The sequence below is a fragment of the Bacillus thuringiensis genome (assembly GCF_001182785.1).
In the GTDB taxonomy this organism is placed as follows: Bacteria; Bacillota; Bacilli; order Bacillales; family Bacillaceae_G; genus Bacillus_A; species Bacillus_A thuringiensis_S.
Map to the genome: position 1 here is coordinate 4,106,903 of NZ_CP012099.1, position 20,381 is coordinate 4,127,283.

Here is a 20,381-nt window from a genome sequence, read left to right on the forward strand (position 1 = left end):
AATTGATAAATAATACTTATTAACGAACAATATATATACTAATTTTCCCATTACATTATGATACATCTTATCATCATAAACTCAAGGAAACAACGAGCTTTTTTTGTCATGTTTTGACTAAAAAAAGCAGGTGATTTCTCATCACCTACTTTCATTCCTACTCATTCAATAAATAATGCTTTCCTTTTACTAAATAAAAGACATTTTCAGCAATATTTGTAATATGGTCTGCTACACGCTCAATATATCTCGCCACAAATGATAATTGTGTAATTTGCGTAATTGCTTCTGGTTGTTCCGGAACTGAAGATATAAACTCACGAATTGCTTTTCCATATATTTCATCAACGGAATCATCCATTTCAGCAATTTGTTTCGCGAAAGTTAAATTTTCTTGTTCATATGCTTCTAACGCTAAATGCAACATCTTATTTGCAACCGCAAACATTTCATCCAGGTTGTGCAAACTAACAGCCACTTCTTTTTCCCCAAGACGAATTGTAGCCTTTGCAATATTAACAGCATGATCTGCAATACGCTCTAAATCTGTCGCTGTTTTAATTGAAATAAAGATCCTTCTTAAGTCACTTGCTACAGGTTGCTGCTTCGTAATGAGCATAAGCGCAAGATCGTTTATTTCCTCTTCTAAATTATCCATACGGTAATCACCATCAATGACCTCTAACGCTTTCTCTACATCCCTTGTATGCAGACCTTCCATAGCAATCAATAAAGCCGCATTTGCTAATTCGCCAAGCTCAATCACCTTTTGCTGTAACACTTTTAAATCACCTTGAAACTGTTCTCTTACCATTTTTTCTTCCCCCTCAATATTATGTGCCATTATATACAAAGTGAAACTTTAATCACCCCTCATCAATCGGGCTTTTACAGGCCGCCCGCCCACCTAACTTCTTTGCTTTTGCTGAATTTTGAGGTGGGGTCTTACTGCCCGCAAATAGCGGGATAAATCTCCTACATAACCTCTTACGCTTGTAATAAACCTTAAGATAAAGAGAAGGTATTACTTCCCTATTAAAGTGAGATAAAAATAAGAAATACCCTCTGTTAAGAGGGCATTTTCTCTTAGCTTTGCAACGATATCAACCAAAGCGACCTGTAATATAATCTTCTGTACGCTTATCTGAAGGCGTCGTAAATAATTTGTTTGTATCTGTATACTCCACAACTTCCCCGCTTAAGAAGAAAGCAGTTTTGTCTGAAATACGCGCTGCTTGTTGCATATTATGCGTTACGATAACAATACTAAAGTCTTTCTTTAACTCTTGAATTAATTCTTCTACTTTTAATGTTGAAATTGGATCTAGTGCCGATGTTGGCTCATCCATTAAAATAACGTCTGGCTCAATAGCTAAGCAACGTGCGATGCATAGACGCTGTTGCTGTCCACCAGATAAACCGTATGCATTATCGTGCAAGCGATCTTTTAATTCATCCCAAATTGCTGCTCCGCGTAAACTTTTCTCAACAATTTCATCTAATGTCTTTTTATCACGAATACCATGGATTTTTGGACCGTATGCTACATTCTCATAAATAGATTTTGGAAATGGATTTGGCTTTTGGAACACCATTCCTACGTGCGTTCTTAATTCTTCAACTGGATATGATTTATCAAATATATTGCGTTCTCTATATTCAATTACACCTGTAGTTCGAACGATCGGTACTAACTCTACCATGCGATTTAACGTTTTTAAGTACGTTGATTTACCACAGCCACTTGGACCGATAATTGCTGTAACTTCATTCTCATGAATACTTAAATTAATATCTTTTAAAGCATGGTCTTCCCCATACCATAAATTTAAGTTTTTCGTATCAAATACTACTTTCTTTGGCGCAGTCTCGATTTTCTCTTCGTTTTTCACCTGTACATTTACTACTGTTGCTACCATTTGAATTCCCCTTTCATCCACTTCCAACTTATTTTCGATTTCGTAACCATAAAACAAATATATTGATAAATAGCAACAAACCTAACAAAACAATCATCCCAGCTGCTGCTACATACTGAAATTCTTCTTGTGGCCTACTCATCCAATTAAAAATTTGAATTGGTAAAACTGTAAATCTATCAAACATACTAAATGGAACATAATTTGCAAACGCAAGTGCCCCAATAACTAATAGTGGTGCTGCTTCTCCAATTGCTCTTGATATCGCTAACGTACAGCCCGTTATAATCCCCGGGAAAGCATATGGCAATACAATTTGATACATCGTTTGCCACTTCGTAGCACCTAATCCGTAAGAACCCTCTAATAATGCACTTGGTACTGATCGGATTGCTTCTTGACTCGCCACAACAACTGTTGGTAAGACGAGTAAACTCATCGTCAGTGCTGCTGCAACTATACTCTCTCCTAAATGAAGAGCATATACAAAAATAGTTAAACCAAGCAATCCAAATACAACGGATGGTACTCCTGCTAACGTTTGATTATTAATCTCTACTATTTTTTTAAATAGAGATTCCTTCGCATATTGCTCTAAATAAAGGGCTGTTCCAACTCCAAATATAAAAGAAACAGGTATAACAATACTCATAAATAATATTGTCCCTGACAAAGCTGCAGCAATACCAGCTTCTTTCGGATTACGTGAAGCGAAATTTGTAAAGAAATCTATTGAAAGATAGCTTATACCTTTTTCAACAATTTGAAACAGTAACACAAACAAAATTACGATTGAAAATAAAATCGCTATATAAAATAACAATTTGTAAATTCGATCTTTTAAAAAGCGTGATGCCATGTTTTTTTGTATTTTTTTATGATTCAACATCCGCATATTATGTCATCCTCCTAAAACGGCGCATAATTGACTGCGAAATGATGTTCATAATAAAAGTAAACAAAAATAATGTTGCACCTACAGCATACATGCTGTAATACGTAATCGTTCCATGCGGAGCATCACCTAAACTTACTTGCACAATATAGGCTGTTAACGTTTGAATAGAATGTGTCGGATCAAGCGATACATTTGGTGTGGATCCTGCCGCAATTACAACAATCATCGTTTCACCAATTGCACGCGAAGCCGCTAATATAATTGCTGCCATAATCCCTGTAAAAGCGGACGGAAACACCACTTGTTTTACCATTTCAAACCGCGTCGCTCCCAGTGCTAATGAAGCTTCTTTCGTCCCTTTCGCCACAGCTCTCATCGCGTCTTCAGATAAAGATGCAACTGTAGGCATCATCATAAATCCGATAACGATTCCTGGGCTAATCGCATTAAAAAATTGTAAATCTGGTATAACCCTTTGTAAAAGCGGCGTAACAATTGTTAATGCAAAAAAACCATATACAATTGTCGGGATACCTGCTAATAGCTCTAACATCGGCTTTAATATTTTCCGTGCACTATTTGAAGCATATTCGCTTAAAAATACGGCACACGCTAAACCAATAGGAATTGCTACAAACATAGCGATTGCTGTTACAAGGAACGTTCCACATATAAGTGGTAATATACCGAATTTAGGATTTTCAAAAAACGGTAACCATTCTTTCTCCGTCAAAAAGGAGTACAATGATATTTTTTGAAAAAACATGATTGTTTCATTAGAGAGCGTAAAAACAATTCCAAGTGTCGTAGCAATAGAAACGCTAGCAATTATTTTTAGTAACAAAGGCATTATTCGATTGATTCGCTGCGTTTTTTTTCTTTGTTTTGTATTTCTTTCAATCAAATGTTGTACAGAAAATGTAATTTGACTTTTGTCATTATGAGCCAAAGATGAAAACCCCTTTCCACCCTGACATTACCTTTTTATTTCTGTTAACATACGCAGCTGTTCATTGTATTTTTCTTTTCGTAATTTTACATACCCGACCTCTTCAGCGAGGTTACCAACATGCTGAATCATAAACTCAACATAGTTTGCTACATTCATTTTATTTCGGATAGATGCATTATTCACATAAGTAAGTAGCGGCCTAGATAACGGCTTATACTTACCTGACTGAATGGTCTCTTTCGTCGGAAATACACCATTCACTTTTATTGCTTTCACCTTATCTCGATTAGCCATATAATAAGCATATCCTACAAAAGCAATGGCATGTTTATCATTCATTACCCCTTGCATAATAACTTGATCATCTTCAGACAAAGAGACCTTTTTTACAATGCGATGATTTTGTAAGATGACATTTTGAAAATAATCATAAGTACCAGAGTCTACGCCTGGTGCATAAAACTTCACTTGTTCACGTGGCCATGTTGAATGAATTTGTGACCATCGCTTCTCTCTTCCATTTTCACTCCACAGTAAACGTAACTCGTCTACTGACATATCGTCTACCCATGTATTGTGCCGATTCACAACGATTGTAAGACCATCGTTAGCGACCTCAAAAGGTGTGAACTGAATAGAGTTTTTCTTCATCTCATTTTTCTCGACTTGTTTCATTACTCTCGAAGCATTATTTATATCTACTTCTCCTTTACTGAAACGATTAAATCCTCCTCCAGTTCCAGAAACACTGATGGAAATTTTCACGTCTGGATGCACCTTTGTATATTCCTCCGCTACTGCTTCTATAATAGGAAAAACCGTTGAGGATCCATCAACTCTCACTTCTCCCATATCATTTAAAGCAAATGCAGTAGACATTTCAAAACAGAGGAACCATATCGATAGTACGAAAATTATAATCGGTGTACGCATCCATTTCACGTGTTCTTCCTCCTAGAAGTAACCGGAAATAACAGGATTACAGATATAAGAATACTGCTAAACTATTAATTCGGTTTTAATTGTTTGTAAAAGTTTTGTAAAGTTCCACAAAAATCAACATACGATAAAATGAAACTTTAATCAGCCCTCACCAATCGGGCTTTTACGGACAGCCCGACCCCCACCTAACTTTTTTACTTTCGCTGAATTTTGAGATGGGGGTCTTACTGCCCGTTAATAGCGGGATACAATTTTAATCGGTAGTAGTTATTCATTTTCTCTGATAATTTCCCTATAAAACAGTTATCCCCTATCTCATCATATACAAGTATTATTTATAAGGCCGCGTGTTTCCCAATATTGTATACTTGTCCACATTTATTACACGATATGCATAAACCATAAAAAAAAGCACACTATCTTTTCAGATAGTGTGCTTTTTAAAAATTTTTTTATTCATCATCTTGATCTTTATTTTTATTGTTTTTATCATCTTTTGGAGCTTCACCATTTACTTCTTGGTTTTTTAAATCAAAGTAGGCGTCCATAATTTCACGACCAATATATCCATTAATACCAGTCTTATCATCATGTACCCATGGAACGACAACAGAGAATGCTACTTCTGGATCTTCAAGTGGCGCATAACCTACTAATGTTAAGTTATATGTTTCCACACGTTCACCGTTTGCTTTTCTACCAATCTCTTTATCTCCGCCATACACAGTTTGCGCGGTACCTGTCTTCCCTGCCGCTTTATATTTTGCACCTGTAAAGTATTTGGTAGCTGTACCACCTGAATCATTATACACTTGTCTAAATCCTTCTTGAACACGTTTAATTTGCGATTCTGGCATATCAACACGATTTAATACTTTCGGTTCCATAGATTGAACAACTTTCCCAACCTCATCTGGTTTCACTGCCGGTTGACGAATTTCTTTTACAACTTGTGGTTGCATACGATATCCGCCATTGGCAATCGTCGAAATATATTGCGCTAATTGAAGCGGTGTATACGTATCATACTGTCCAATTGATAAATCTAGTAAGAAACCTGGTTGACTACTTCTACCCATCTGACCAGCAGATTCATTCGGTAAATCAATTCCTGTTTTTACACCAAGTCCAAACTGTCCGAAATAATAACGCATCGTATCAAATGCTTTTTGAGGTATATCTAACGTACCACCTCTCACATATTGAACACCAGCGATATTCATCGCTGTTTTAAACATATAAACGTTAGAAGACATTTTTAAAGCTGTAAGGTCATTAATATATCCCATCGTTTTCCAAGACGACTTCGTAGGTGTACCTTTTAATTTAATTGGTTCATCCAATTGTACTGCCCCTGGTTGAATCGCACCAGTTTGATATCCAGTAAGTACTGTTGCACCTTTTACAGTTGACCCCATCGGATAAGAACTTGTCATGGTACCTAATGCAAAGTCATTTACTTTCGTTTGACCATCTTCATTAACTAATTGTTTCCCAGCCATGGATAAAACTTCACCATTTTTCGGATTCATCATTACAACGAATGCGCGATCTAAAAGAGGTTCGCTTCCTTTAAATCTCATTAAATTCTTCGCAAGAATATCTTCCACACGCTTTTGTAATTCCATATCAATTGTTAAGTTCAGGTCATTACCACTTTGCCCTTTTGATACATTAATCGTTTCTAAAATATTACCGTTTTTATCTGTAACATTTCTAACTTCTGCTTTCGTACCGTGCAGGCTATCTTCATACTGTTGTTCAAGATAACTTTTGCCTACTCGATCATTCCGATTATAATCACGGACAAGATAGTAATCTAGTCTTTCTCTCGGTAAGCCTTCATCAGATGTCGACACCCCACCAAGTACACTTCGGAATAAATCATCGTACGTATATTTTCGATCCCAATCAACATTTGTATCTACACCTGGTAATGCTGCTAGGTTTTCACTAATAATCGAATATTCCTTTTCTGTAGCATCCTTTTTAATAACTTGAGGTGTCATTGCATATCCGCCATCCATCTTACTCTTAATCGCTAGTATTTCTAGATCTTTTGCGGATAATTGATTAATCTCTTCTTCTGTTACACGACTGCGCTGACGCTCGTCTAATTCTTTATCATCAATTTTTTTATCTTTAAACTCTTGACGATCTTTATTCGTAATTTTTTCTTTAGCTTCCTCTTTATGCATAGCAAGCCAATAATCTTTTTTATCGCGATCTGTTAATTTATCTGTCGGTACTTCAATCAAATCTGCTAGCTTTTTCGCTGTTTCTAAGCGATCCTCTGCAGTTGATCCTTTCATTTTTGTAAATGTAATAGTACGAATGGCTGCATTATCTACTACAGGTCGCCCATAACGGTCAAATATTTTCCCACGCGGTACAGGATTACTTATCGTTGAGTTTTCTTTCTTCTCCACTTCATTCTTATATTCTTCACCGCGAACAATTTGTACATATCCGAGCCTTACAATAACCGCGGAGAACATTAAAAACACGCAGAAAAACAGCACGTTTAACCGAAAAGGAACGTGGGTCTTTTTCTTATTTTGCTTCTGCTTCTTGCTCATACAAACCCCCTCTACCAACAGCTATGTAATGTGAAAGGGACACCTTCATACAGGTGTCCTCACTGCTGTCTTACATCTTTTTCTATTCTAGCATAAAACAAACGAGAAGTTAACCTTCTGGTTCAGTTTGGTTTTGCGCGTTTCCTTGCGTTACAACACTTGTTTTACTCGCATTTCCCTCATCATATTTGACATTTTTAACTGCAAAATAAATAAGAAAATGTCCAGCACCTAAAATACATAATAAGTAAGGTAAACTTTTTTCAGGTGGAAAGAATAGTACAGCACATAAAAAACTTAAAATGGAACAGATTCTTCCGGCGTTTAACCACAGCTCCCGAACAACGACATATTCCACACGCCATTCTCTCGCATTTTTCGCTCTACCAATTACGTCATATGTCATTGATCCATACGGAACAAGTAAAATAGGATATGCAATCGCAATACATGCCGCATAAATAAGTAATTTCGTGTATGTAACATTGAAAATAACTAAAAAGACGACAGCATATAAAATAATGCCTCCAAGTAAAATTGCTTTTTTTCGCCACTCCTTCTTTAACATACGAGCAACTAAGTAATAACATACAAAGGATACAGCAGAGTTCACTAAACTATATTTCCCTAATGCGAACTCACTATTAGTTGCTAAATAAACATATACTGAAATGACAAAAATAAACGTTCCTTCTCTCAATCCTTGGAAAAAATGAGCTCGTGTAATCTTTCCCCAGTTTTTATCAATCCGTCGTTCTTTCAATACTTGCACGATTTCATAACGCCCTTCACATTCTCTTTTAGATAAAAAGAAGCTTAAGACGACAGCAATTGCAAATAGAACTAATGAAAGAAAGAATATAACAGTATAACCACTCCATTTCTCCATACGTGAAATTGTGTATCCTGCTGCTATTGGTCCGATCATCCCAGAGAAGGATGTAAGAAGTCCAAGAAACCCATTAAAGAAATCTCTTGTTTCTGGTTCTGTAATTTCAAATGTCAATAAGTTAAAAGCCAACCAGTAAAAACCGTATCCTACTCCTAAAAGAGCCCCCATTAATAAAATATACTGAGAAGCACTTTTCCCCGCTACTAAGACAACAATAAAAAAAATTGCGAGCGTTCCTACTCCTATTCGTAATAAAATCGAGCGATCGATACGTTTCGCTAATTTTCCCCCTACAAGAAATGTGAGAGGCTGTAATATAACGCTGGCCAAATTATACAAGCCAAGATTCACATAATTTTGTGTTTGTTTCCATAAATAAATATTTACAAACGTATTCGATAAAGAAATTGCGAGCGTGTATAAACCTCCTATAAGGAGCAATAACACTAAATCCCGATTCACTTCAACGTCACCAATTATATGTTTCCACTTCATACACAACTCTCCTTTACTTCATGTTCTAGTCTTCCAAAGACAAGCCCAATTATGTAAAAGGAAAGCATAGAAAAAAGCTAGGGGTTCTCCCCTAGCTTTTTTCTATATTTATTACAATTATTTTGCTTCTTGGTAACGTTTTTCAGCAGCGTTCCAATCTACAACGTTCCAGAATGCACCGATGTAGTCTGGACGACGGTTTTGGTAGTTTAAGTAGTAAGCATGCTCCCAAACATCTAAACCGATAACTGGCGTTTTACCTTCAGTTAAAGGAGAATCTTGGTTTGGAGTGCTTGTTACTTCTAGCTCACCATTGTTTACTACTAACCAAGCCCAACCAGAACCGAAGCGAGTTGCGCCAGCTTTTGCGAATTCTTCTTTGAATGCATCGAAGCTACCGAATTTTGCTTCAATTGCAGTTGCAAGTTCACCTACAGGTTGTCCTCCGCCGTTTGGAGATAGGATTGTCCAGAAGAATGTATGGTTAGCATGTCCGCCACCATTGTTACGTACTGCTGTACGGATTGCTTCTGGTACTTCGTTTAAGTTTGCAACTAACTCTTCTACGCTTTTGTCAGCTAATTCTGCATGACCTTCTAAAGCAGCGTTTAAGTTTGTAATGTAAGTGTTGTGATGTTTTGTATGATGGATGTTCATTGTTTCTTTGTCAAAGTGAGGCTCTAAAGCATCATACGCATAAGGTAAATTTGGTAATTCGTGTTTTGCCATTGTTATATTCCTCCCAGTTTATGTATTGCCACTTAAGTGACATACAACTTCATTCTACCCTAATTGCCATAGGGTGCAAACAAATAAATCACATTGTCTTGCTATCATTAAAGTAGCAAAATTCCCACTTCTTTTCAATTAAAATGCTCATATATTCCGTAAAAAAAGCTTCCTTCTACAAGGAAGCTTCCTGCTAACATATAAACATGCGAAATGGATATGGACCCTGTAGGACTCGAACCTACGACCGGACGGTTATGAGCCGTCTGCTCTAACCAGCTGAGCTAAGGGTCCACAATTATGTATGTCACAACATATCAAATAAAGGAATTCCTATCGGATATATCGTTTAAGAAATGTAAGATAAATTTACCATATAGAAAAGAAAAGTGTCAATTGTATTTTTCTCATTTAAAAGAAGAAAGTTAATAAAAAGAAATTTAGTTATCTCCACTATATGTAAATATAATATATCTTGAGATTCTCTAGATTCCTACGTTACAATGATTCTATACATACATAAAGGAAGTGAATCTATGTCCATATTTACCCAATTCGTAAAAAGCATATACTCGCCTAAAGATATGGCGCTATTCCGTTTTCAAAAAATCGGTAAAACCATTTTGTATATTATGCTACTTTGCTTAATTACTACTATTCCAAGAACTTTCTTGTACGGTAGCTTTATCCAAGATAGTGTAAACATGGTAAATCAAGTCATCGATAAAGATTTACCTGATTTTAAAATTGAAAATGGCGAACTAAAAGCCGATATTGATCAACCTATTGAAAAAGAAGAAGGAAATGCACTTTTCGTATTTGATCCAAATTCAACAGACCTAGAAAAATATCAAAATAAAACAGGTTTATTTGTTTTAAAAGATAAAGTAGTCTCTATGGGAAATGGTCAAACACAAACGTATTCTTATAACGATTTGTTAGGTGCATCTCTTGAGAAAAAAGATCTACAAGAATTCATTTCTTTATTCGATAATATTTACCCAATTTTACTATTTGTCATCGGATTTTTAGTGTACCTATTCCAACTATTTATCACTTTTGTAGGAGTAACTTTACTGGCCTTCATCGGTTCTGCCATGAGCGGTCAACGTAAATTATCCTATAAACAAGTTTGGACACTGACTGCGTACAGTTACACAATCCCAACCATTTTCTTCATGATTATGGATTTATTCAAAATCGTCGTACCTGGGGCAACGTTCATTTATATCGCTGTTGTTTTAATCGTTCTGTACTTAACAATTAAAGAAGTTCCAAGACCGAAAGAAAAATAAGAACGAAAAAAATGCCTAAATAGGCATTTTTTTTTTGGACAAGCATATATTCCTAGCAAAGGAGTGAAGAATATGAAGAGGTTAGGTATATTCCTATTCGTGCTTGTTCTCGGTTATATATTTTATTACGATATAAAAATCGGTACTTTACCGATGTTAAGTTCATATAAAAAAACAACTGCTGCCCAAACGATTAAAAAAGAAAATACAGACAACCAACAAAATAAAGAGAACAAAACAGAAAAAGAAACGGATGTATCTTATAAAACAATTGAAGTAAAAACTGGTGAGACAGTTCTTTCTATTACAGAACAAATTAACAAGAAAAAAATTCCTTCCATAGAAAAAGTCATTGACGACTTTAAACAATTAAACAAAAGTACATCTGCTACAAAAATACAAATTGGAAAGTCTTATAAATTCCCGTTATATCAATAAGCTATCACTTAATCCTTGTCAATTACATAAAGGCGCTGATACAATAGTAAAAGTGAAACCGAGTACTTCGGTTTCTATAGCCCTATATCACGTATACTATCATTGATATGAGGGACTAAATAAGAAACTTCTTTTATAAGGAGAGCGATCTATTCGTGAATGAAATGACTCATCGTACAAAAACACGTCCAGTTAAAGTCGGTAATTTAACAATTGGCGGTAATAATGAATTAATTATACAAAGTATGACAACAACAAAAACACATGATGTTGAAGCAACAGTTGCCGAAATCAAGCGTTTAGAAGAAGCTGGCTGTCAAGTCGTCCGTGTTGCCGTTCCAGATGAACGCGCAGCTAATGCTATTGCTGATATAAAAAAACAAATCAACATTCCACTTGTTGCTGATATTCATTTTGATTATCGCCTTGCTTTAAAAGCAATCGAAGGTGGCATTGATAAAGTACGTATCAATCCAGGTAATATTGGTCGTCGCCATAAAGTAGAAGCTGTTGTAAATGCAGCAAAAGAGCGCGGTATTCCAATCCGTATCGGTGTAAACGCTGGTTCATTAGAGCGTCACATTTTAGAAAAGTATGGATACCCAACTGCTGATGGTATGGTTGAGAGTGCGCTACATCATATTAAAATTTTAGAGGACTTAGATTTCCACGATATTATCGTATCTATGAAAGCCTCTGATGTTAACTTAGCAATCGAAGCATACGAGAAAGCTGCTCGCGCTTTTGATTACCCATTACATTTAGGTATTACAGAATCCGGAACATTGTTTGCTGGAACTGTAAAAAGTGCCGCTGGTCTTGGAGCAATCTTAAGTAAAGGCATCGGAAATACACTGCGTATTTCATTAAGTGCTGATCCAGTTGAAGAAGTAAAAGTTGCTCGTGAACTATTAAAATCATTCGGTCTTGCGTCTAACGCAGCAACACTTATCTCTTGTCCAACTTGTGGTCGTATTGAAATCGATTTAATTAGCATCGCTAACGAAGTAGAAGAATACATCTCTACACTTCAAGTACCAATTAAAGTTGCAGTACTTGGTTGCGCTGTAAATGGTCCTGGTGAAGCTCGTGAAGCTGATATCGGTATTGCCGGTGCACGTGGAGAGGGATTATTATTCCGTAAAGGGCAAGTCGTTCGTAAAGTACCAGAAGAAACAATGGTAGAAGAACTGAAAAAAGAAATCGACGTAATTGCTGCTGAAATGGCTGCTGAACGAGAAAAAGAAAAAGAGACACAAGAACAATAAAAAGAAGGTTGCCACAATATTTGTGAGCAACCTTCTTTTCTACGTAAAAAAGCTCGTCAGTTATATAACCGACGAGCTTTTACTTTGCACATTTTGGACAACGACCATATATTTCAAACTTATGACCCGTTACTTCATAACCAGTAAAATCTTTATTCATAAAATCCATTGGGCAGGAAGTAATCTCTTTCGTCCCCCCACAATCCAAACAAATAAAATGATGATGATGTTCCATAATAGAACAAGTAAAACGAAAATGTTTTTCACCATTTAATTCCGTTTGTTCTAAAACACCAATCTCAGCAAAAACTGTTAAGTTACGATAAATCGTATCAAAACTAAGCCCTGGATAATCGTCTTTCATATGCTCTAAAACGTCTTTCGCAGTTAAATAACGATTATGTGCTGCAAATAATCTGAGCATCTCTTCTCTTTTTCCAGTATGTTTGTATCCTTTTTCTTTCATTAGGCGTAAAGCTTCTGTTAGATTCATACCTATCCCTACTTTATGCAGTTTTTTTCTTCTTCCATAAAATCGCACCGATTAAAATAAGAACTGCTATCATAACAATTGTACCACCTGGTGCTAGATCAAGTTGATACGAAGCAAACATTCCACCAATTACCGCAATTTCACCAAATAAAATGGAAAAGAAAATTGTTTGTTTAAATCCTTTAGCAATACGAATACTTGCTGCAACTGGTAACGTCATTAATGATGATACGAGAAGAACCCCTACTACACGCATTGATACTGCAATGACAAGAGCAACTAATATAATGAAAATAAAGTGAATCCATTTCGCTCTTAAACCAGTTGATACTGCGTATTCCTCATCAAATGATAGTAGAAACAGCTCTTTATATAATAAAATAATTGTCGCAACAACAACAATTGCTACAATCCCAATAATAATTAAATCCGTACTTGTTACAGCACTGACACTACCAAATAAATAACTAAATAAGTCTGTGTTAAATCCATTTGCAAGTGAAATGAAAATAACTCCAACTCCCATCCCTGCCGAAAGGATAATCGGAATTGCTAATTCTTGATAGTGCTTATATACAGTTCTTAACTTTTCGATTAATAGCGCTCCACCAATTGAAAAAACCATCCCCATATATAAGGGGTTTAAAAATCCACCTGTAAAAATGGTTTTTTCAAGTAATAAACTTGCTGCAATACCTGATAACGTCACGTGACTTAATGCATCCGCAATAAGAGATAAACGACGAATAACAACAAACACACCTATTAGCGGTGCAACAAGTCCAATTAAAATACCTGCGTATAAAGAATTACGTAAAAAGTCATATTGTAAAAAATCTTGTATCATTATATCCTCCCGTGATGCTCATGCTCGTGTTCTAAACGATGAACATGATGCCCATATAAGACGGACATTTCTGCATCTTCTAACTCTCGGAACTTCTCTACATTTCCATGGAAATGTAGATGTTGGTTTAGACATGCAACATGTGTTACTTTTTCGGTAACAGCTCCCATATCATGAGTAACAAGAATTAATGTGATTCCCAACCTTTTGTTTAAATCCTCTAATATTTCGTAAAAACTTTCCACATTTTTTACATCGATTCCAACAGTAGGCTCGTCTAAAATAAGCAATTCAGGATCACTAACGAGCGCACGAGCAATAAATACACGCTGTTGCTGTCCACCAGAAAGCTCTCCAATATTACGACCTTGAAACTCACTCATCCCTACATCAGCAATTGCTTTTTCTACCTTTTTCTTATCCTCTTTTGTGAAAAAGCGAAAAAGCCCTTTTTTCGAAACAAGTCCCATTGACACAACTTCAGAAACAGTTGCTGGAAAACCAGAATTGAAACTATTTGCTTTTTGGGATACATAACCAACTTTATTCCATTCCTTAAACTTCTTACTATCAACGCCAAACACACGAATGCTTCCTTCTTTTGGCTTTAAAACGCCTAATAAACACTTAAGTAAAGTTGATTTACCTGAACCATTCGGTCCCACTAAACCTAAAAAAGCTCCCTTCGGAACTTGCAAATTAATATTTTCTAACACATTCCGATCTTCGTATCGGAATGTTAAACCTTCAATCTCTAATATATTATTCATAGCATCTCACCTATTTTAATTCAGAATGATTCCGATTTATATCTATTTGAATTATAGTACAGCTTATTATAGTTGTAAACCAATCTGCCTAAAATATATCTATTTTTTCAAGAAACCTTATTATTATAACAAAAAGCAGAGAAAAATTCTCTGCTTTCGAAAAATATTCCTATATACGTTTAGTGAATAGCCGATTTAAACTTACCACCATTTGTCTCTTGCGTGCTCATAATCGTAACAAACGCATTTTCATCAATTTCATGCACAATTGACTTTAACTTCGTCACTTCTAGACGCGTTACAACTGCATAAATAACTTCTTTTTCTTTATCTGTGTAACCACCTTTTGCTACAAGCTTTGTAGTTCCACGGCCGAGTCGATGTAAAATCGCATTTGATACTTCCTCATATTGATCAGATACAATTAAAACTGCTTTCGTTTCATCTAGCCCTTGAATTACTGTATCGATCGTTTTAAATGCAATATAGTACGTCATAACAGAATACATCGCTTGTTCCACACCAAACACAAATGCTGCCCATGCAAAAATAAATAAGTTCACAAACATTACGAATTCACCAACAGAGAACGGTAATTTCTTCGTTAATAAAATCCCCATAATTTCAGTTCCATCTAACGATCCACCATGACGAATTACAAGTCCAACACCAAGACCTAAAATAAGACCACCAAACACAGTCGCTAAAATAGGCTCTGTTGTAAACGGTGGCACCGCATGTAACGTTGACTCAATGAATGCTAACGCTACAATACCAAATGCCGAAGATAACATAAATGTTTTTCCAATTTGCTTATAACCCGAATACATAAATGGGATATTGAGAACAACGACTAAAGTAGAAAAACTTAACCACCAAATATTAGGAGTAAGATAATCTAATATAAGAGAAATACCAATAATTCCACCATCAATAATTTTATTTGGCATTAAAAATAGTTCAATCGCTACCGCCGCGCATGCTGCCCCAAAAATAATCATAACTAAACGATAAATGAGATGAATAACACTTTCTTTTCGATGTTGCTTTTGCTCCATAGGTCCTCCCTTTACTCTTTTTTCTGTAGTTTTGTCCTTATATTATAACATACGCTTCTTTTCCTCATGAAAAAAGAAACTCCATACGAATATGTACAAGCTATATGCTCATATATTTCGATAGAAGAACGCTTGAAGGAGGATAATAAGATGAACCTCATTAAACAAATTGTTAATAAAAAATTAAATCATATTTCTACAAAAGAGTTATTAAAATATAGCAAAGAATATGAAGTTTCTATTACGACTGCACAAGCTGACCAAATCGTTTTACTTATGAAAGGTAAAAATATTAATATTTACGATAACAACGAGCGACTAGAGCTCTTAAAACAGATTGCAAAAGTAACTTCCCCTGCCACTGCCCAACAAGTAAATACATTATTTCAGCAATTACTAAAATAAGGAGGGGAAATCCCCTCCTTATTGCGCTTTAATTTTTTCAAGAAGCCCTTCATCAAAAGTACCGTTTTTCAGCATTTCGATTTCCAATTTGTATGGTGGCTTCTTATCTTTTTTATCTTCCCCTACATACGGTGTTTCAAGAATTTTTGGTACACGCATTAACTGTGGATGATGTACAATGTGATGCAACGCTTTATACCCAATGTGACCAAATCCGATGTTTTCATGACGGTCTTTTCCTGCTCCGCGTACATTTTTACTATCATTAATATGAAGTACTTGCAAACGATCCACACCAACGATCTTATCAAATTCGTTTAATACACCGTCAAAGTCATTTACAATATCATATCCTGCATCGTGCGTATGACACGTATCAAAACATACAGATAGCTTTTCATTATATTTTACGCCATCAATGATCTTTGCAATTTCTTCAAAGCTACGACCACATTCTGTTCCTTTTCCTGCCATCGTCTCTAACGCAATGTTAACCGTCTGTTCTGGCGTTAATACTTCATTAAGCCCTTTAATAATTTGTTGAATACCAGCATCTGCTCCAGCACCAACGTGCGCTCCTGGGTGAAGAACAATTTGTTTCGCTACACCTAATGCCGATGTCCTTTCAATTTCCATACGAAGGAAGTCTACACCTAATTGGAATGTTTCTGGCTTCGTCGTATTCCCAACATTAATAATATACGGCGCATGGACGATAATTTCCTCAATACCATTCAGCTCCATATGTTTTCTTCCTGCTTCTATGTTCAATTCTTCAATTGGTTTTCTTCGTGTATTTTGCGGTGCACCTGTATAAATCATAAACGTTGTTGCACCGTATGAAACAGCCTCTTCACTTGCTGCTAATAACATGTTCTTACCACTCATGGAAACATGAGATCCAATCTTTAACATACAATCACCTCTTCAATATACAATAGATATAATGATAGCATAATTTGTAGAAATATGTAGTGAATTGTTTGTTCACAAAAGACGCACTACACAAATTTATATGAGTATTTAAACAAACTATACTCTTCATTTAAATTAGCGGGATTAAAAAAAGATAAGGGAAACCCCTTATCTTTTTTTATTGCTATATTTTCTCTTCACTTTGTCACGTTCTGTTGCAAGTTTACGTTTATAGTTTGGTTTTACTTTTTTCGGTTTTTTAATAACTTTCGTTGCCATAACATCAAGTTCGTCATTTGGTTTTTTACGGCTCTTACGACGACGACGCTCACCTAAATCCGCCCACTCATCTCCGCGTAAATCTACATGTTTAAACTCGATATGACGTTGTTTTTCTAAGCTATCTAACGCTTCTTCGTTTGCTGGATCATAAATCGTCACTGCAATACCAGAATGCCCCGCACGTGCTGTTCTTCCAACGCGGTGAACGAAGAAATCTAAATCTGATGGTAGCTCATAGTTAATAACATGGCTAATTCCTTCAATATCAATACCACGTGCTGCTAAATCAGTCGCAACAATATATTGGAATTCAAGGTCACGAATTTGTTTCATCATTTTTTTACGATCACGTGGTGATAAATCCCCGTGAATTCGTCCAACTTTTAAGCCGCGTTCCATTAATCCATCAGCAACTTGATCTGCCATCTTTTTCGTATTCGTGAAAACAACTGCTAAATACGGTTTAAATTGAAGTAGCATTTTATTCACTAAATCAATTTTATTACGATGTTTAGAAGGCACTAAATAGTGTTCAATGTTTCCAGCTGCAACTTGTTTTGGATTGATATGAATATGCTCTGGATTCTCCATATATTTCTTCAGAAACGGTTTTAGTTTTTGAGGAATTGTTGCAGAGAAAACTAGCATTTGCAAGTTTTTAGGCATGCGTGCTGCAATTTTATCTACATCGTGAATGAATCCCATATCAAGCATTAAGTCAGCTTCATCGACAATAATCGTATTTGCTTTATGAACAAATAATGCTTGTTCTTCTACTAAGTCTTTAATACGTCCTGGTGTCCCAACTACGATATGAGGTTGTTTTTTCAACTTTTCAATTGAACGTTGTTTATCAGTTCCACCAATTAAACAACGCGCTGTAATCATTTGATCTTCCGCACAGAATTTTGTTAATTTCACAATCTCTTCGTAAATTTGTTGTGCTAACTCACGAGTAGGTGCTGTAATAACAAGTTGTACTTCTTCACGGCTTGCATTAATTCTGTTCAATGTAGGAAGTAAGTATGCATGTGTTTTCCCAGAACCTGTTTGGGATTGTCCAATTACACTTACACCTTTTTTCACGACCGGGAAAATTTTCTGCTGAATTCCTGTCGGCTCTGTAAAGCGTAGTTCACGAACTGCATCTATTAAAAATGGTTTAAAATCATACTGTGTAAAAGTTTGTTGTGTCATAAGTTACACCTTCTTTCTAAATTTCTACTGCGCGCACAAATCAGTCAAGTCTACATTATATCGAAATCTACAAGTAAAATCCATCTTTAGTTTAGGTTTCCCCTTCAAAAACTAACCTTCTTCCCCCTTATTGCATATTGTATGTGTATATACCTAACTGAAGAAAGGAGGATTTCTCACATGTTTCCAAAATCCCCCACAAGACAAATGTATCCAAATCAAGGGCAGCAACCTTATACACCATATCCAATTCCACAACTACCACCGATGGCACAAAAAAAGAAAGGGTTCCTTGCTAAACTCTTTAAAAAACACGATCCAACCGAACCTTACATGCAAATGGTTCCGCCTTATCGACAAATGGAAGGACCGCCACCAATGATGCACCAGCACCAGCAACCACCACCTCAATATCGGCAACAATATCAACCCCAATATCAACAGCAATACCCACAGCAGTACTCACAGCAATATCAACCATACATGCAGCAGCATCCAGAGCAAATGATTCCCCCTCAAATGTACGAATCAAACGAAACGCGCGGCGGTGCAGCAACTACAGCAGCATCCAGTAGCGGCATCGGCAGTTTTTTTGCGAATTTAATTTCGAATCCAACTAATATGATAAACAATATAGAAAAAGTATCCCAAGTCGTTCAATCTGTAAGCCCTGTCGTCGAACAGTACGGCCCTATTATGCGTAACCTACCAAGCATTGTTAAAATCCTCACCTCTGGAAAAAGTACGGAAGAAGATTCAACTAAAAATCAGGCTGAAGACATAACAGAAAAGGTTGAGGTAGCAACTCCACCTCCTCCACAAAAAAAAAGAAAAAGAAAAAAAATAGTGATTGAGCCAGTCATAGAAAAAGAATTACGAGAGGAGCCTGTTCAAAAAACAGCAACAAAACCAAAACTATATGTGTAACAATCCTTTGTTTTCTATCCACTCCTCCTTTATAATGTAAAAGACTATGCACAAAAGTATCCCTTGTTTAGAAGGAGAGGATTACTCATATGAAAATTGTTAAAATTTCCCCTCGTGGTTATTGCTACGGTGTTGTCGATGCAATGGTAATTGCACGTAACGCCGCATTAGATAAATCATTGCCGAGACCCATTTATATTTTAGGTATGATTGTTCACAATAAACATGTTACAGACGCTTTTGAAGAAGATGGAATCATCACATTAGACGGTCCAAGTCGCTTAGAAATTTTAGATAAAATTGATTCTGGTACTGTTATTTTCACTGCACACGGTGTTTCTCCAGAAGTTAAACAACGCGCAAAAGAAAAAGGTTTAACAACAATCGATGCCACTTGTCCAGATGTTACCAAGACACATGACCTTATCGAAGCTAAGAAAGCGGAAGGGTATCATGTCATTTATATCGGTAAAAAAAATCATCCAGAGCCAGAAGGCGCAGTTGGTATTGCACCTGACATCGTTCACCTTATCGAAAAAGCCGATGATTTAAAAACATTAGAAATCCCAACAGATAAAATTTTAGTAACGAATCAAACAACGATGAGTCAATGGGATGTTCAACATTTAATGGAGGACATTCAAAAAAAATTCCCAACAGCAGAATTCCATAAAGAAATTTGTTTAGCAACTCAAGTTCGCCAAGAAGCTGTCGCTAAACAAGCTGATGTTGCAGACTTAACAATTGTTGTCGGTGATCCGAAAAGTAACAACTCAAACCGTTTAGCACAAGTGTCACAAGAAATCGCTGGTACGAAAGCATACCGCGTTGCAGACGTAAGTGAGATTAAATTAGAGTGGCTACAAGGTGTAGAAAACGTAGCTGTTACAGCAGGTGCTTCTACTCCAACTCCAATTACAAAAGAAGTTATCGCTTTCTTAGATCAATATGACCCAATGAATCCCGCTACATGGGAGAGAGTTCGAAAAGTACCGTTACAAAAAATATTACCTCGTGTAAAAGTGAAAAAAGAACAATAATAAAAACCGTTGCCTATATGAGCAACGGTTTTTATTTTTC

20 protein-coding genes and 1 tRNA gene are annotated in these 20,381 nt (G+C 36.1%); 6 read left to right on the plus strand and 15 right to left on the minus strand.

The features are described from left to right. Positions 1-157: 157 nt before the first annotated feature. The 9 genes from phoU to AC241_RS21210 all read right to left on the minus strand — a co-directional run bounded on the left by phoU (position 158) and on the right by AC241_RS21210 (position 9,700). On the minus strand, positions 158-814 hold the full coding sequence (phoU, locus tag AC241_RS21170) for a phosphate signaling complex protein PhoU (protein WP_000251246.1): 657 nt from the start codon (positions 812-814) through the stop codon (positions 158-160). A gap of 289 nt (positions 815-1,103) precedes the next feature. Further along, the gene (gene pstB, locus AC241_RS21175; protein ID WP_000226681.1) at positions 1,104-1,919 is read right to left on the minus strand and encodes a phosphate ABC transporter ATP-binding protein; all 816 of its coding nucleotides are present in this window, start codon (positions 1,917-1,919) and stop codon (positions 1,104-1,106) included. Between the two features lie 28 nt (positions 1,920-1,947). Continuing rightward, entirely contained in the window at positions 1,948-2,814 is an 867-nt protein-coding gene (gene pstA, locus AC241_RS21180; protein WP_029443309.1) for a phosphate ABC transporter permease PstA, read from the minus strand. 1 nt (position 2,815) lies between these two features. After that, on the minus strand, positions 2,816-3,766 hold the full coding sequence (gene pstC / locus AC241_RS21185) for a phosphate ABC transporter permease subunit PstC (RefSeq protein WP_029443310.1): 951 nt from the start codon (positions 3,764-3,766) through the stop codon (positions 2,816-2,818). A gap of 27 nt (positions 3,767-3,793) precedes the next feature. Next, entirely contained in the window at positions 3,794-4,702 is a 909-nt protein-coding gene (locus tag AC241_RS21190) for a PstS family phosphate ABC transporter substrate-binding protein (protein WP_263480289.1), read from the minus strand. 461 nt (positions 4,703-5,163) lie between these two features. Further along, the gene (locus AC241_RS21195) at positions 5,164-7,290 is read right to left on the minus strand and encodes a peptidoglycan D,D-transpeptidase FtsI family protein (RefSeq protein WP_016080272.1); all 2,127 of its coding nucleotides are present in this window, start codon (positions 7,288-7,290) and stop codon (positions 5,164-5,166) included. A gap of 109 nt (positions 7,291-7,399) precedes the next feature. Next, a complete protein-coding gene (locus AC241_RS21200; protein WP_023523062.1) occupies positions 7,400-8,677 on the minus strand; it encodes an MFS transporter in 1,278 nt (425 codons plus the stop codon). A gap of 117 nt (positions 8,678-8,794) precedes the next feature. Next, positions 8,795-9,406: a superoxide dismutase [Mn] gene (sodA, locus tag AC241_RS21205; protein WP_001052031.1), complete on the minus strand. Its 612-nt coding sequence runs from the start codon at positions 9,404-9,406 to the stop codon at positions 8,795-8,797. A gap of 220 nt (positions 9,407-9,626) precedes the next feature. Further along, positions 9,627-9,700, minus strand: a tRNA-Ile gene (locus AC241_RS21210). Between the two features lie 242 nt (positions 9,701-9,942). On the opposite strand from AC241_RS21210, the gene yqgB reads away from it, so the two are divergent. From yqgB to ispG, 3 genes are all read left to right on the plus strand, one after another. Then, complete coding sequence (gene yqgB / locus AC241_RS21215; protein WP_050844524.1) at positions 9,943-10,701, plus strand: protein YqgB; 759 nt, start codon at positions 9,943-9,945, stop codon at positions 10,699-10,701. A gap of 72 nt (positions 10,702-10,773) precedes the next feature. Further along, entirely contained in the window at positions 10,774-11,139 is a 366-nt protein-coding gene (gene yqfZ / locus AC241_RS21220; protein ID WP_016080270.1) for a protein YqfZ, read from the plus strand. Positions 11,140-11,303: 164 nt separating this feature from the next. Continuing rightward, complete coding sequence (gene ispG, locus AC241_RS21225; protein ID WP_161114734.1) at positions 11,304-12,407, plus strand: flavodoxin-dependent (E)-4-hydroxy-3-methylbut-2-enyl-diphosphate synthase; 1,104 nt, start codon at positions 11,304-11,306, stop codon at positions 12,405-12,407. Between the two features lie 79 nt (positions 12,408-12,486). Here ispG and AC241_RS21230 read toward each other — a convergent pair whose 3' ends face one another. From AC241_RS21230 to AC241_RS21245, 4 genes are all read right to left on the minus strand, one after another. Then, positions 12,487-12,900, minus strand: coding sequence for a Fur family transcriptional regulator (locus tag AC241_RS21230; protein ID WP_001054516.1), 414 nt, complete (start codon positions 12,898-12,900; stop codon positions 12,487-12,489). Between the two features lie 13 nt (positions 12,901-12,913). Beyond that, entirely contained in the window at positions 12,914-13,747 is an 834-nt protein-coding gene (locus AC241_RS21235) for a metal ABC transporter permease (protein WP_000613817.1), read from the minus strand. Continuing rightward, a complete protein-coding gene (locus AC241_RS21240) occupies positions 13,747-14,517 on the minus strand; it encodes a metal ABC transporter ATP-binding protein (protein ID WP_001059662.1) in 771 nt (256 codons plus the stop codon). The genes AC241_RS21235 and AC241_RS21240 overlap by 1 nt, the downstream gene beginning before the upstream one ends. A 179-nt stretch (positions 14,518-14,696) precedes the next feature. Next, positions 14,697-15,575 carry a YitT family protein gene (locus tag AC241_RS21245; RefSeq protein WP_000435960.1) on the minus strand — a complete coding sequence of 293 codons (879 nt, stop codon included), beginning with the start codon at positions 15,573-15,575 and terminating at the stop codon, positions 14,697-14,699. A gap of 150 nt (positions 15,576-15,725) precedes the next feature. Here AC241_RS21245 and AC241_RS21250 point away from each other — a divergent pair, with 150 nt between their 5' ends. Continuing rightward, entirely contained in the window at positions 15,726-15,980 is a 255-nt protein-coding gene (locus AC241_RS21250) for a DUF2624 domain-containing protein (protein ID WP_001048958.1), read from the plus strand. 18 nt (positions 15,981-15,998) lie between these two features. Here AC241_RS21250 and AC241_RS21255 read toward each other — a convergent pair whose 3' ends face one another. Both AC241_RS21255 and AC241_RS21260 read right to left on the minus strand, forming a co-directional pair. Beyond that, positions 15,999-16,895: a deoxyribonuclease IV gene (locus AC241_RS21255; RefSeq protein WP_050844525.1), complete on the minus strand. Its 897-nt coding sequence runs from the start codon at positions 16,893-16,895 to the stop codon at positions 15,999-16,001. A gap of 168 nt (positions 16,896-17,063) precedes the next feature. Then, positions 17,064-18,374, minus strand: a complete 1,311-nt coding sequence (locus AC241_RS21260) for a DEAD/DEAH box helicase (RefSeq protein ID WP_000194023.1) — start codon at positions 18,372-18,374, stop codon at positions 17,064-17,066. Positions 18,375-18,554: 180 nt separating this feature from the next. On the opposite strand from AC241_RS21260, the gene vrrA reads away from it, so the two are divergent. Further along, positions 18,555-19,301: a VrrA/YqfQ family protein gene (gene vrrA, locus AC241_RS21265; protein ID WP_050844526.1), complete on the plus strand. Its 747-nt coding sequence runs from the start codon at positions 18,555-18,557 to the stop codon at positions 19,299-19,301. Between the two features lie 89 nt (positions 19,302-19,390). Further along, complete coding sequence (locus tag AC241_RS21270; protein ID WP_000706657.1) at positions 19,391-20,341, plus strand: 4-hydroxy-3-methylbut-2-enyl diphosphate reductase; 951 nt, start codon at positions 19,391-19,393, stop codon at positions 20,339-20,341. Positions 20,342-20,381 lie beyond the last annotated feature (40 nt).